We start from the raw sequence: 13,184 nt of genomic DNA, 5'->3' as shown, positions 1-13,184 counted from the left end.
CGCCGCCCCAGCCCCCGCCCCGACGCCTGCCAAGGACGAGGCCCTGGACTGGAGCGATCTGGCCAACGACCACGACCAGGAAGCCCATGAAGCGCCGCTGGAACTGGATGCGCCTTTCGCTGCGCCGGTCGACGCCGCCGCACTGGCCGACCGCGTCACCGCTGCGATCCGCCGCATGGGCGTCGACCCCAACGCCCTCTTGCCTCGCGCCCGCATCGAGGAAGCCGCCCGCGCCCTGTCGGCGCAGGAGCCGGACCGCGCCCGTCAGATCGTGCGCCGTGTCGCCCCGGCGGCTGTCCGCAGCGTCTCGCGCCGCATCCTGGCCGACGCCGAACTGCGCGCCGACGCCGACGCCTATGTCCGCGCCTTCGCGCAAGAGATGGCGGATCATGCGCGCCATGGCGACGTCCACAACGTACAGGGCCGACTGGCCACGGACGAGGGCCGCGCCTTCATGCTGCTGGACGCCGCCATCGGCGATCTGTCCTAACGGCCGCAAAGCCGCCTTATTTCACCCCGGCGGGCTTGACCTCCCGCCGGGTTTGACTGCACCGTCCCGGTCGCTGTCGCGTTAGTGTCACACGGGTGGACTCCTTGCTGGATATCGATACCGGGCCTCGTCCCGACCGACGCCCCGCCATCGCCATCTGCGCCTGGGACCTGAGCTTCACCGCCTGGGACCCCGTCGAGGACCTGTCCGGCGATCCGTGGAACCCCGTCGGCGCCCGCACCCTGCCCGTGTCCGGCGACGCCTCCGCCGAAGCCTTGGCCGCCCGACTGAGCGCCATGATCGCCGACGGCGAATGCGGCGCCGTCCTTCTGGTCGGCCACACCCTCCACCCCGGCGCCTTCCGCTTGCAGACCCGCGCCGAGAACAAGCGTCTGATCGGAACCGAGCGTCTGGACCACACCGGCCCCGGCGTGGTTCGCGCCACCGCCCCCGCCGCCGAGATCGTGCGCGACCTGACCGCCGTCGGCCTGAACGCCGTCGCCGCCTCGGACGCCGAAGAAGATGCGGGCAGCTATATCCTGTATCGCATTCTGAACGATCTGCCGGACGGCCCGGCCTCGCCCGCCATCGGCCTGATCCGCGCGCCCTCTGACGCGCCAGACGCCAAGGTCCAGCAGGCGGTCAAGACGGCGGCCTCGGCTATCGCCCGCCACCTGGCGCCCCTGCCCCGGCCGAACGCCGCCTAGGCTTTCAGCCGCGACTGCAGCACCAGCCCGGCCAGACCGCCGGTCGCCGCCAGAGCCGCCATGGCCAGATAGCCCTTGAGACCGAAGGCGTCGTACAGCGGCCCCGACGCCGCCGTCGCCAGCCCGATCAGCACCCCTGCCGACACCACGGAACTGAGGGTCTGCGCCGCCGTATGGCTGTCAGGCGGTGACAGGCGTTCGACGATCTGCACCCCCGCCAGATAGGTGGCGGCGAAACTCAGCGCGTGCAGGGTCTGCAAGGGCCACAGCGCCCACAGCGGCGGCGAAAAGGCCATCAGCGTCCAGCGCACGACCGCCGCGCTGGCTCCCACCGACAGCATCAGCCACGGCCCGATCCCGACGCGCCGCCGCCACGGCTCGACCCCCCACATGAAGCCGATTTCGACCACGACCGAGAAGGCCCACAACAGGCCGGTCATGCTCTCGGGAATCCCTTGCGCCTTCCAGGCGATGGCCGAGAATCCGTAATAGAAGGCGTGCGCCGCCTGCACCGCGCCGACTGCGAAAATGGCGGTCATGAAGACCGGATCGACCACCAGCCGCCCCAGCCCCTTGAACCGCTCCAGCCCCGGCACGCGCGCGCCCTCCGTGACCGGCTCGGCGGGCAGCACCCTCCACGCCGTCACCGCGATCAGCACCGCCGCCGTCCCGATCCAGAGGATGACCGCGTCGGGCGAGGCCCGCGTCAGCAGCATCCCCATGAGCACATTGGCCACGACAAAGGCGGCCGAGCCGCAGCCGCGCGGCAGGGAGAAGGCAAACCCGTCGCGCCTGGCCACCCGCAAGGTCATCACATCGCTGAGCGGGATCAGCGCCGCCGCCGCCGTGGCGCCGACGAACCAGAAAACGGCCCAGGCCGCAAAGCCCTGGACTAGGCCCGCCCCGCCGTAACCCAGGCTCATGGTCAGCCCCAGCAGGGCGATAGGCGTGCGCCGGTACTGGAAACCATCAGCCCAGACGGCCAGCAAGGGCCCCGTGACCAGCCGCCCCAGCATGGGGATGGCCAGCAGGGCGCCGATCTCGGCCCCGCTCAGCCCCTGTTCGCGAAACCACAGACCCGCGAATGGCAGGGTCACGCCGCTGGCGGCGAACAGCAGGACGTATTGCAGGGCCATGCGCGGGGCAGATTTCATCGCCGCTGCGATAGCAGACTCACAGCCGGTTGTGGTCTAGACATTAAGCCATGAGACTTGATCGCAACCTGCTCGTCTTCGCCGCCTTCAACGGGGCCATGGCCGTGGCGCTGGGCGCCTTCGCCGCTCACGGCGCCGGTCCGGCAGTCAAGAGCCTGCTGACCACGGGCGTCCAGTATCAGATGGTCCACGCTGTCCTGGCCGTGGCCTGCGCCACCTGGGCGACCGGCGGCAAGACTGCGCGCATCGCCGGTTGGCTGGCGGCCGGCGGCGGGCTGATCTTCTGTCTGGCCCTGGCCATGATCGGCCTGCTCAGCCTGCCCGTCATGGGCGCCGTCGCCCCCGTCGGCGGCGTCTTGATGATCGCCGGCTGGATCGTGCTGGCGATCGCGGCGTTCCGCTCACACATCGTCAACGCCTGACCGTCCAATCTGAAAACCTCAATTTCCTGACATGGCATTTCCTGTGACCGACACCCTGCGCCGCGACCTCTACCCTGAGTTGGAGGCCTATGCCTCGGGCTGGATGACCACCGACAGCGTCCACGAGATCTATTACGAGGAAAGCGGCAATCCGCAGGGCATTCCGGTCATCGTCCTGCACGGCGGCCCCGGCGGCGCGGTCAATCCGGGCATGCGGCGCTACTTCGATCCGGCCAAATACCGCATCGTCATGTTCGACCAGCGCGGCTGCGGCCTGTCGCGGCCGAACGCCTCTCTGGAAGACAACACCACCTGGGATCTGGTCGCCGACATCGAGCGCCTGCGCGAGAAGCTGGGCATCGACAAATGGGTCGTCTTCGGCGGCTCCTGGGGTTCGACCCTGTCGATGACCTACGCCATCAAGCACCCGGACCGCTGCCTAGCCCTGATCCTGCGCGGCATCTTCCTGCTGACGAAGAAGGAACTGCACTGGTTCTATCAGGACGGCGCCTCGATGATCTTCCCCGACGCCTGGGAGCGCTTCCTGGCCCCCATCCCCGAGGCCGAACGCGGCGACCTGATGGCCGCCTACAACAAGCGCCTGCTGGGCGACGACGTGGAAGAGCGCAACCGCTGCGCCGTGGCCTGGTCCACCTGGGAAGGCGAGACCGTCAGCGTCCAGGGCCCTTCAGGCAAGCCGGACAAGTTCGCCGACCCCGAGTTCGCCGTGGCCTTCGCCCGGATCGAGAACTGGTACTTCACCAACGGCGGCTTCTTCGACAGCGAGCACTGGATTCTCGAAAACATCGACACCATTCGTCACATCCCCTGCTGGATCGCTCAGGGCCGCTTTGACGTCGTGACGCCGATCTCGGGCGCCTGGGCCCTGCACCGCGCCTGGCCCGAGGCCAGACTCGATATCGTCGGCGACGCCGGCCACGCCTCCAGCGAACCCGGCATCATCGACAGCCTGATCAAGGGCACGGACTGGGCGGCGACGCTTTAAACCCGCCCTCGCCCCCCCTCTTCGTCATCCCGGAAAGGGCGAAGCCCTTATCCGGGACCGCCGGAAGCACCCCCGCCTGACCTCGGCCAATAGCAAGCCGCCGCGTCCTTGGCGGTCCCGGCTCGGCGCGGCTTACGCCGCTTGGCCGGGATGACGATGGTCTTGGCGCGTCTGCCGACACATCCTCAACGACCAATCCCTTGCGCCACAAGGGATCAGCCGCCTCCCGCGCCCATCAGCGCGCCTAGGCGACAAACCCAGGCATAGTGACGGCTGGTCTTTGACAGCGCCATCCGTCGCCTCGCCGCTCCAGGCAGGTCGTTCCCCTCCACAGCCGCCCCTGCGGCTGCGGCCCATTGCACCAATTAGACTGTTTTTTTCGCCGCACCGTGCAACGGCCGCCGCCCCCTCCCTCGTCATCCCGGAAAGGGCGAAGCCCTTATCCGGGACCGCCGGAAGCGCCGACGCTTGAGATCAACCCGCCTCCGGGTTGGTCTTCATCACCATTTCATTGAGCTGAAAGCCGATGCGGCGCGCCTCACGCTCCTCCGGCTTCTTGATCGCGGCCAGGACCACATTGATCTGGGTGTAGTGCTGGACCAGTCGCACCGGCTTTCCATCCGGGTTGCGCCCGAAGAAGATAATCAGGTCCGGCCCCCAGAAGCCGACATCAACGATCTGCATCGTCCCCTCGCCCGGCAGGCCGACGACGCGCGCGCCGATCTCCTCGTCCTTGTCCAGCTTGGACTCGAACTCCTCGATAAGCTTGGACAGGCGGACAAAGGCCCATTCGGCGGGATTGTTGCGCATCCGCACCCCCTCGGCCATGGCCGCCGCCTCGTTCTTGGGGTCAGCCATGACCGGCTGCGGACAGGGCGTGTCGCCGCAGTCCGAGAACATGGCGGGATCAGCCTTGGGGATGGTGTCGGATTCGGGTGTTTTGTCAGTCATGGTCTCAGCCTAACGCCTGAAACCGCGATCAGAACAGCCCCTGCCCCTTCGGCAGTTCGACATAGCGGTGGACGTGGGTCGACAGGATCAGACCGAAGCCGATCATCACCGTCATCATGGTCGAGCCGCCATAGGACAGCAGCGGCATGGGCACGCCTACGACCGGCGCCAGACCCATGACCATGGCCCCGTTGATCAGCACGAACAGGGCCAGGAAGGCCGTCATGCCCGCCGCGCTGATGCGACCGAAATGGCTGTGCGACAGGGCCGCGATCCGCAACGAGATCAGGATCAGGGCCAGATAGCAGGCCAGGACAGTGAAGGAGCCCAGGAAGCCGAACTCTTCGGACACGGTCGAGAAGATGAAGTCGGTGTGGCGCTCCGGCAGGAACTCCAGCTGGCTCTGGCTGCCCAGACCATAGCCCTTGCCCAGCAGGCCGCCCGACCCCAGGGCGATCTTGGACTGGATGATGTTGTAGCCGGTGCCGGACGGGTCGGCTTCCGGGTTCAGGAAGGTCAGGACGCGGTTGCGCTGATAGTCGTGCATGACGAACATGACGAAGGGCGGAATTACGGCCACGGCGGCGGCGGCGGCGGCGGCGATGACGCGCCAACTCAGGCCCGCCATGAACATGACAGCGGCCCCGGTCAGGCCGATGACCATGGCCGAGCCCAGGTCCGGCTGCTTGGCCACCAGCAGGAAGGGCACGCCGATCATGCCCAGGGGGAAGATCAGCTTCCACGACCAGCGGGCGTCCTGGGCCGTGTGGCCGTGGTACCAACGCGCCAGCGCCAGGACGAGGCCGATCTTGACGAACTCGGCGGGCTGGATGCGGATGAAGCCCAGGTTCAGCCAGTTCTTGGCGCCCCCCGCCACATAGCCCATCGGCGTGAACTCGATCAGCAGCACCATGAACAGAAGCAGGCCGTACAGCGGATAGGCCGCGTGGAACCACCATTTCGGGTGGACCATGGCCAGACCGATCATGGCGACCAGCAGCACGCAAAAACGCACCAGATGCTTCCACGCCCAGGGCGACCAGCTGCCGCCGGCGATGGAGTAGAGCATGGCCGTGCCGATGCCCGCCAGAACGCACAGCAGGCCGATGACCCGCCAGTCCAGTTCCGCCAGCTTGCTGGAAATCCGGTCGCGTTCGCCGGGACGGGTCAGGGCGGAAGCGGTCACTGGGTCGGCTCCGGCGGGGGCGCGGCGATGTCGGTCGGCAGCGCATCAACGGGTTCGCCGCGCGCCTCGGCCTCGCGGGCGCCGGCGTCCTCGGGCGCTTCAAAGCCCGCCTGTTCGATGCGGGCGCGGATCTCGGGGTCCTTCAGCAGGGCCACCTTCATCACTTCGCGCGCACGCGGGGCCCCGGCGGTGCCCCCGCCCAGACCGCCGTGCTGGACGATCACCGACACGGCATAGCGCGGGTTGTCGGTCGGAGCGTAGGCGATGAACAGGTTGTGGTCCTTCTGGGCCCAGGGGCGGCCTGCGCCCTTGCGCGACCCCGCCCCATAGTTCTGGGCCTGGGCCGTGCCGGTCTTGCCCGCCATGCGAACAGCGCCCAGCCCCAGCTGACTGTTGCGGAAGCCGGTGCCGCCGACGTCGGTCACGGCCTCCATGCCGTCGCGCAGCACCTTCAGCAGGGCCGGATCATAGGGCAGATCGGCAAAGGCCGTTCCCGCCGTCTGCTCCACCCCGCCGACCGACTTGATCAGCCGCGGCGTCACCGCCTTCTGACCATTGGCGATACGGGCCGTATAGACCGCCAGTTGCAGCGCGTTGACGTTCAGGGCGCCCTGCCCGATGCCATAGCTGGGCGTCTCGCCCGGATACCATTTGCCGTCGCCGCGCACCGGATTCCGACGGCGCCATTCGCGGTCCGGCACCAGACCCGCCTTCTGGCCGGGAAGCCCGATGTCGAAGGTCTGACCAAAGCCCATGTCCCGCGCGGTTTCAGCGATGGCGTCAGGCCCGAACTCGGTGGCGATGGTCATGAAGTAGACGTTGCACGAGGCCTTGATCGCGCCGCGCAGGTCCAGCGCGCCGTGCCGCCCCAGGCAGGCGAAGCGCCGCCCCAGGAAGAAGCTGCCGTTGCAGACCACGCGTCGGTTCGGGTCCCAGCCCCGCTTCATGGCCGCCAGCCCCACGATCGGCTTGAACGTCGACCCCGGCGCAAACGTCCCGCCCAGGGCCTTGTCCAGCAGCGGGCGCCGCTCATAGTCGGCCAGAGCGCGATAGACCTTGGACGGCACACCGGACACGAACAGGTTGGGATCGAACGACGGCGAGGAGACCATGGCCAGAATGTCGCCGTTGCGCACATCCATGACGACGCAGCTGCCGGATTCCTCGCCAAAGACCTCCAGCGCGCGGTTCTGGACGTCGTTGTCCAGGGTCAGCAAGACCTCGGAGCCTTGAACGGCCGCCCTGGACCCGGCGGCATCCTCGGCGACCACCCGGCCGCGGGCGTCCACCTCGACCCGCTTGCCGCCGGCGACGCCGCGCAGATCAGTGTCCAGCGCCTTTTCGATGCCCTGACGCCCGATACGGAACCCCGGATTGAACAGGATGGAGGGCGGCTGCTCGCCCTTGTCGCGGATCGCCTTGACGTCGCGGTCCGACACCTTGGCCACATAGCCGATCACATGGGCATAGGCCCCGCCGAACGGATAGTAGCGAGCCTCGTTCATGTCGGCCATGACGCCGGGGAGCTCAGCGGCGTGCAGATTGACCTTGGAGAACTCTTCCCAAGTCAGATCGCTCTTGACCGGCACCGGCGAGAAGCGCGGCGCGGCGTTGACCTCGCGGATAATGGTGCGGCGACGCTCCAGCGTGTCAGGCAGCAGTTGGCCCAGCAGATCCAGCGTCTGATCCAGGTCCTTCGTTTCGTCGCGAACGACCAGGACACGGAAGCTGGGCCGGTTGCCGGCGATGACGACGCCGTTGCGGTCCTTGATCAGGCCGCGCGGCGGCGGGACCAGACGGAAGTTGAACTGGTTGTTGGTCGCAAGGGTGGCGTACTCCTCGGACTTGACGATCTGCAGCTGAGCCAGCCGCGCGACCAGGGCCGTAGTCCCCAGCGCCATCCCCCCGCCCAGCAGGAAAGTCCGCCGCAGGAAGGACCCCTGCCGCTCGTTGACGTCCGAAAAGAAGATGTGGGGTTCGCTGCTCATCGGAAGCGCACGTCGGCGTCGTCAAACCTCTGGATCAGCCAGTCGGCCAAGGGGAAGAGCAGCAGCGTCGGCACGACCTGCCCCATGACGGCCAGGATGCTCGGCGCATTGCCCAGGCTCAGCGTAGTGATCATGTAGGCCAGGAAGAAGGCCATCCCCGTCGAGGCGACATAGAGGGCGAACAGGACGATGGTCGCCTGCCCCGCCATGAAGTTCGAGGCCAGCAGGACGCCACCATAGACGGCCATCAGGCTCAACGGCCACAGACCCAGCGGCCCGCCCCAGAACAGATCCAGGAAGAGGCCCAGTCCAAACAGGACGGCGGGCGCCAGCATTGATGGGCGGATCAGCGGCCAGGCGAAGGCCAGCACCATCGGCAGCACCGGCTCGGGCAGGTTCAGCCCAAACAGCCGGAACGGGATCGCCAGCAGGATGGTGACGGCGATCGCGCACAGGGCCGGATAGATGATCCATTGCAGCGGGCCGACGACGCGGACCGTGATCGCCCGTCTCACTCTGCCGCTCCCGCAGGCGTGGGTTCGGCCTCAGGCGTAGCGGCGGGCTGAACCGGCGCCGGGGCAATCGGCCTGGACGCGGCGGGACGCGGTTGAGGCGTCGTCGGACGCGCCGCAGCGGGACGGGTCGTCGTTGAGGCCGGCGCCGTCGTGGCGGCGACCGGCGTGGCGACAGGCGCCGGCGGCGGGGCGGCGTTGGCGGCGCGCACCCGTTCGGCGGTTGCAGCGGCGGCGGCGGCGCGGCGCGTGGCCACGTCCTGAATGACGGCGGCCTGGGCAGGGGTCGGCGGCGGCGCTGCGGCCAGGCTGGCCAGCGGCGGCGCGTTCAGGGCGTTCTGATCGGCCAGCTGGCTAAAGTCCTGGAACAGCAGCACCCGGACGTAGTCGATGGCGCTGCGGTCGCTGAACAGCTTCACGCGCCAGCTCCCGTCGACGCCCTTGGCCGCGATGCCGATAGGCAGGCCGCGCGGGAACCCGCCGCCGTCGCCGGACGTCAGAATCCGGTCGCCTTCCTGAATGGACCCGGCGCCCCGCACGTAATCCATACGCGGACTGCCGCTGCCGTCGCCGGTCAGCATGGCGCGGGCGTCGGTCCGTTCGACCAACACCGGCGTGCGCGAGGCCACGTCGGTCAGCAACAGCATGCGGCTGTGGCCCGAGGACGCGCCCATGATGCGGCCCACCAGGCCATGCTCGCTGAGAACCGGGTTGCCGACGCGGACGCCCTTGGCCGCGCCGATGTTCAGCAGACGCGACCGCGCGAAGGGGCCGCGCGCGTCGGTGATGGCCAGGCCCGTCACCATCGGCACCGGCGGCTCGGTCTTGACGCCCAGCATCTGTTCGTAGCGGCCGTTGAGGTTCTTCAGCGCCAGGGCGTCATCGCGCCAGGCGCTCAGTTCCACGACCTGCTGCCGCAGACGCCGATTCTCCGACACGGCGAAGAAATAGCCTTTGACGTAGTCGACGGCGTTGCCGGTCCAGCGGACGGGCGCGGACAGCGCGCCCCCGACAGGGGCGGCCCCGGCCTCGAAGCCGGCACGGGCAGGACCATAGCCCTCAGGCGTTGACTGTCCCCGGCTGTCGCCGAGCAGAAGCATGACCGCGCCGACGATGCCGACGATGACCACGACCGCAGCCGTCCAGGCCAGCGGCACCTTCAGATTCTCGAACGGTCCGTCGCGAAACGCCACGGCCAGCCTTCCTACTTAGAGATCCAGGACCGGCGGGATCAGTCCCGCCAGCGGTGAGAGCCTATCGCAAAAACCGATTCCCTGAAGAAGACGGTCGTCACGACAGGCTGGTCAGCCTCAGAGCGAGGACTCGAGGACGCCCTTCATCCACGACGGGTGCTCCAGCACCTTGCCGCAGCCGATGGCGACGCAGGACAGGGGATCGTCAGCGACCTGAACCGGCAGGCCGGTGTGGTCGCGGATCTCAACGTCCAGGCCGCGCAGCAAAGCGCCGCCGCCCGTCAGCATGATGCCCTTATCGGCGATGTCGGCGGCCAGTTCCGGCGGCGTGGCTTCCAGGGCGACCTTCACGGCCTCGACGATCTGCGAGACGGGTTCCGCCAGGGCTTCAGCCGCTTGACGCTCGCTCATCTTCACTTCGCGCGGCACGCCCTGCATCAGGTCGCGGCCCTTGACCTCGATCGACAGGCCTTCGCCGTCGGCCGGAATACGGGCGGTGCCGATGTCCTTCTTAATGCGCTCGGCGGTCGTTTCGCCGATCAGCAGGTTATGGTTGCGGCGCATGTAGCTGATGATGGCGTCGTCCATCATGTCGCCGCCGACGCGGACCGAACGCGAATAGACGATGCCCGACAGCGACAGGACAGCCACCTCGGTCGTGCCGCCGCCGATGTCGACGACCATCGAGCCGGTCGGCTCGTGGATCGGCAGGCCGGCGCCTATGGCTGCAGCCATAGGCTCGTCGATCAGGCCGACGCGGCGGGCCGAGGCGTTCAGGCAGGAATCATTGATGGCGCGGCGTTCGACGGCCGTGGCGCCCGAGGGGACGCAGACGATCATCTTGGGGTTCACGAAGCCCTTGCGGTTATGAACCTTGCGAATGAAGTGCTTGATCATCTCTTCGGCGACTTCGAAGTCGGCGATGACCCCGTCGCGCATCGGACGGATGGCTTCCATGTGGCCGGGCGTGCGGCCCAGCATCTGCTTGGCTTCCAGACCGACGGCGTGAACGATCTTGCGACCGCCGACGTTGCGCAGGGCGACAACCGACGGCTCGTTCAGGACGATGCCCTTGCCGCGCATGTAGATCAGGGTGTTGGCGGTCCCGAGATCCATCGCGATGTCGTTGGAAAACATGCCGAAGAGGGGTGAAAGCATGGGCGTCGGTTACCGCTTGTTCGGGCCTGCTAGGGCGTGAGTCTTGTTTGTCTGCTCTGGCGATGCCCCGCCCCCGCGCACCCATGTGCGCCGAACCGTCCTGATCGTCCTCGCCTAGCCGACTACAGGCCCGTTTGCCCGCATGGCGCGTCGATTGCAAGCGCCTATGACTCACCGATCACAGCCTTGTCACAGCAAGGCTTGAAAGCCCGTCCGCTCAAGCTTTTCCGGCCCCGCTTGCCCCCTCTGCTCGATCCGATGGGCCGGGCCTGCATGTGGCGCATTCGGCGAACGTCGGCGGACGGCGAAACCGGGCTCAATCCGTCCGCGCCGCCTCACGCCGCTTGACGACCTCGCGCACGGCCATCATCAGCGCCAGCCAGACCACCGCGACCCCGGCCAGGATCAGCGAGGTCCACACTCCGTCGCCCGAAACCGCCGCCATGAAGGAGCCGCCGAAGAAGGCGACCAGGGCGGTCTTGGGCAGGACGCCCAGCGCGCACCCGGCCAGAAACCCCGGAAACGAGGCCCGCACCGCGCCAAACGCCATGTTGACGACGATGAAGGGCGCCGACGGCACGTTGCGGATGATGAAGCTGGCGGAAAAGGCGTTGCGCCCGACAAACCTCTTCAATCGCTCGGTCACGCCGCCGCCAAACCGCTCCAGCGCCCGCGCCGTAGGGCCGCGCCCCAGCCAGTAGGTGACGGCCGCCGACACCACGGTCGCGATCCAGCTGTAGAGGAAACCGAACCACGGCCCGAACGCCACCACGCAGGCGGCGATCAGAATGAACTGCGGTATGCCGATGAAGGCCGACAGGGTGAAGACGACGATGGCCGCGACCAGCCCCCAGGGGCCGACGCGGTAGCCCTCCAGCCAGGCCTCAAGTTTCTCTTCGGCGCCGAGGGTGAAGTGGGCCTTGCCGAAGGCGAACAGGGCGATGATTCCGCAGAGCAGCAGCAGGCTGACCAGCAGGGTGCGCCACCGCTGCGCCTCCATATTCAGCAGAAAATCGACGATCCGCCGCATTAATTTCGCCCAAATCGCCTTTTGATCGTCCGAAAGACGCACAAACGTTGTGCGCCTTCTCAGGGTTGCGTATCAAGCCTCGCCTCCCCGGCTCTCACCACATCCACCAGACGGGATAGTCATGTCCAGCCTTCAGTCCTCCGCCCTCGCCCGCGTCAAGCCTTCGGCCACCCTGGCCGTGACCGCCCGGGCCCGGGAACTGAAACGCGAAGGCCGCGACGTCATCGGTCTGGGCGCCGGCGAACCGGACTTCGACACGCCTGACAACATCAAGGCGGCGGCCATCGAGGCCATCCACCGCGGCGAGACCAAGTACACCGACGCCGACGGCATGCCCGAGCTGAAGGCCGCCATCGTCGCCAAGTTCGCGCGCGAGAACGGCCTGACATACGAAACCAACCAGATTCACGTCGCGTCGGGCGGCAAGCCGGTGATCTTCAACGCCTTCGTGGCCACGCTGAACCCTGGCGACGAGGTAATCGTCCCCGCCCCCTACTGGGTGTCCTACCCGGACATGGTGCTGCTGGCCGGCGGCGAGCCCGTCACCGTGATCGGCGAAGAAGCCGACGGCTTCAAGCTGCGCCCCGAGGTGCTGGACGCCGCCATCACGCCACGCACCAAGTGGCTGATCCTCAACTCGCCGTCGAACCCGACCGGCGCCGCCTATACCCGCGCCGAGCTGGAAGCCCTGGCCGTGGTGCTGCGCAAGCACCCGCAGGTCTGGATTCTGACCGACGACATGTATGAGCACCTCGTCTATGGCGACTTCGAATACGTTACCATCGCCCAGGTGGCGCCCGACCTCTACGACCGCACCCTGACCTGCAACGGCGTGTCCAAGGCCTATGCCATGACCGGCTGGCGCATCGGCTATGCGGGCGGCCCCAAGCCGCTGATCGATCTGATGCGCAAGGTGGCCAGCCAGACGACCTCCAACCCGTCGTCGATCAGCCAGTGGGCCGCCGTCGAGGCCCTGAACGGCCCTCAGGACTTCCTGGCCGAACGTTCCGCCGCCTTCGAGAAGCGCCGCGACCTGGTCGTGTCCATGCTGAACCAGGCCACGGGCATCCGCTGTCCTACGCCCGAGGGAGCTTTCTACGTCTATCCCTCGATCGAGGGCGTGATCGGCAAGACGACGCCGTCGGGCGTGGTCATCACCGACGACGAGGTCTTCACCGCCGAGTTGCTGGATCAGGAAGGCGTGGCCGTGGTTCAGGGCGCAGCCTTCGGCCTCAGCCCCTATTTCCGCATCAGCTACGCCACGTCCGAAGCGGTGCTGGAAGAAGGCTGCCGCCGCATCCAGACGTTCTGCGCTTCGCTGAAGTAAAAACCGCCTAGGTGGTGTGGACAAAGTGCCTGACCCACAAGCGGATTGAAGCGACGAGGA

12 protein-coding genes and 1 pseudogene are annotated in these 13,184 nt (G+C 67.7%); 5 read left to right on the top strand and 8 right to left on the bottom strand.

Annotation, left to right across the window (positions count from 1 at the left end):
• Window positions 1–490: pseudogene (locus DXK21_RS15720) on the top strand (tipN); the annotation flags it as partial.
• 104 nt (window positions 491–594) lie between these two features.
• Window positions 595–1,197, top strand: coding sequence for a hypothetical protein (locus DXK21_RS15715; RefSeq protein WP_245945251.1), 603 nt, complete (start codon window positions 595–597; stop codon window positions 1,195–1,197).
• Here the strand turns inward: DXK21_RS15715 and DXK21_RS15710 are convergent.
• Complete coding sequence (locus tag DXK21_RS15710) at window positions 1,194–2,351, bottom strand: MFS transporter (RefSeq protein WP_114818706.1); 1,158 nt, start codon at window positions 2,349–2,351, stop codon at window positions 1,194–1,196. The two genes, DXK21_RS15715 and DXK21_RS15710, sit on opposite strands and share 4 nt — an antisense overlap.
• A gap of 50 nt (window positions 2,352–2,401) precedes the next feature.
• Between DXK21_RS15710 and DXK21_RS15705 the strand changes: the two genes are divergently transcribed.
• Together DXK21_RS15705 and pip are read left to right on the top strand one after the other, a co-directional pair.
• Window positions 2,402–2,773 (top strand): DUF423 domain-containing protein, encoded by a 372-nt coding sequence (locus DXK21_RS15705; RefSeq protein ID WP_114818705.1) that lies wholly within the window; start codon window positions 2,402–2,404, stop codon window positions 2,771–2,773.
• A 31-nt stretch (window positions 2,774–2,804) separates the two neighbouring features.
• Complete coding sequence (gene pip, locus DXK21_RS15700; RefSeq protein ID WP_114818704.1) at window positions 2,805–3,779, top strand: prolyl aminopeptidase; 975 nt, start codon at window positions 2,805–2,807, stop codon at window positions 3,777–3,779.
• A gap of 474 nt (window positions 3,780–4,253) precedes the next feature.
• Here the strand turns inward: pip and DXK21_RS15695 are convergent, their stop codons facing one another.
• The 7 genes from DXK21_RS15695 to DXK21_RS15665 form a co-directional block, all read right to left on the bottom strand.
• Window positions 4,254–4,730 carry a DUF6173 family protein gene (locus DXK21_RS15695; protein ID WP_114818703.1) on the bottom strand — a complete coding sequence of 159 codons (477 nt, stop codon included), beginning with the start codon at window positions 4,728–4,730 and terminating at the stop codon, window positions 4,254–4,256.
• Between the two features lie 28 nt (window positions 4,731–4,758).
• Window positions 4,759–5,916, bottom strand: coding sequence for a rod shape-determining protein RodA (gene rodA, locus DXK21_RS15690; RefSeq protein ID WP_114818702.1), 1,158 nt, complete (start codon window positions 5,914–5,916; stop codon window positions 4,759–4,761).
• Window positions 5,913–7,904: a penicillin-binding protein 2 gene (mrdA, locus tag DXK21_RS15685; protein ID WP_114818701.1), complete on the bottom strand. Its 1,992-nt coding sequence runs from the start codon at window positions 7,902–7,904 to the stop codon at window positions 5,913–5,915. The genes rodA and mrdA overlap by 4 nt, the downstream gene beginning before the upstream one ends.
• Window positions 7,901–8,419 (bottom strand): hypothetical protein, encoded by a 519-nt coding sequence (locus tag DXK21_RS15680; RefSeq protein WP_245945250.1) that lies wholly within the window; start codon window positions 8,417–8,419, stop codon window positions 7,901–7,903. Before DXK21_RS15680 ends, mrdA begins: the two co-directional genes overlap by 4 nt.
• Window positions 8,416–9,609, bottom strand: coding sequence for a rod shape-determining protein MreC (mreC, locus tag DXK21_RS15675; RefSeq protein WP_114818700.1), 1,194 nt, complete (start codon window positions 9,607–9,609; stop codon window positions 8,416–8,418). Before mreC ends, DXK21_RS15680 begins: the two co-directional genes overlap by 4 nt.
• 117 nt (window positions 9,610–9,726) lie before the next feature.
• The gene (locus tag DXK21_RS15670; protein WP_114818699.1) at window positions 9,727–10,767 is read right to left on the bottom strand and encodes a rod shape-determining protein; all 1,041 of its coding nucleotides are present in this window, start codon (window positions 10,765–10,767) and stop codon (window positions 9,727–9,729) included.
• A 316-nt stretch (window positions 10,768–11,083) separates the two neighbouring features.
• The gene (locus DXK21_RS15665; protein WP_114818698.1) at window positions 11,084–11,797 is read right to left on the bottom strand and encodes a TVP38/TMEM64 family protein; all 714 of its coding nucleotides are present in this window, start codon (window positions 11,795–11,797) and stop codon (window positions 11,084–11,086) included.
• A 121-nt stretch (window positions 11,798–11,918) separates the two neighbouring features.
• On the opposite strand from DXK21_RS15665, the gene DXK21_RS15660 reads away from it, so the two are divergent.
• On the top strand, window positions 11,919–13,124 hold the full coding sequence (locus DXK21_RS15660) for a pyridoxal phosphate-dependent aminotransferase (RefSeq protein WP_114818697.1): 1,206 nt from the start codon (window positions 11,919–11,921) through the stop codon (window positions 13,122–13,124).
• Window positions 13,125–13,184: the final 60 nt, after the last annotated feature.

The sequence above is a fragment of the Brevundimonas bullata genome (assembly GCF_003350205.1).
Classification (GTDB): domain Bacteria; phylum Pseudomonadota; class Alphaproteobacteria; order Caulobacterales; family Caulobacteraceae; genus Brevundimonas; species Brevundimonas bullata.
This window is presented reverse-complemented; position numbering and strand designations above follow the sequence as displayed.

What these genes read in the sequence shown, in the direction of transcription:
- DXK21_RS15670 (WP_114818699.1), bottom strand. Translation starts at nt 10,767, where the DNA reads ATGCTTTCACCCCTCTTCGGCATGTTTTCCAACGACATCGCGATGGAT.
- DXK21_RS15705 (WP_114818705.1), top strand. Translation starts at nt 2,402, where the DNA reads ATGAGACTTGATCGCAACCTGCTCGTCTTCGCCGCCTTCAACGGGGCC.
- pip (WP_114818704.1), top strand. Translation starts at nt 2,805, where the DNA reads ATGGCATTTCCTGTGACCGACACCCTGCGCCGCGACCTCTACCCTGAG.
- DXK21_RS15665 (WP_114818698.1), bottom strand. Translation starts at nt 11,797, where the DNA reads ATGCGGCGGATCGTCGATTTTCTGCTGAATATGGAGGCGCAGCGGTGG.
- DXK21_RS15710 (WP_114818706.1), bottom strand. Translation starts at nt 2,351, where the DNA reads ATGAAATCTGCCCCGCGCATGGCCCTGCAATACGTCCTGCTGTTCGCC.
- mrdA (WP_114818701.1), bottom strand. Translation starts at nt 7,904, where the DNA reads ATGAGCAGCGAACCCCACATCTTCTTTTCGGACGTCAACGAGCGGCAG.
- DXK21_RS15695 (WP_114818703.1), bottom strand. Translation starts at nt 4,730, where the DNA reads ATGACTGACAAAACACCCGAATCCGACACCATCCCCAAGGCTGATCCC.
- DXK21_RS15660 (WP_114818697.1), top strand. Translation starts at nt 11,919, where the DNA reads ATGTCCAGCCTTCAGTCCTCCGCCCTCGCCCGCGTCAAGCCTTCGGCC.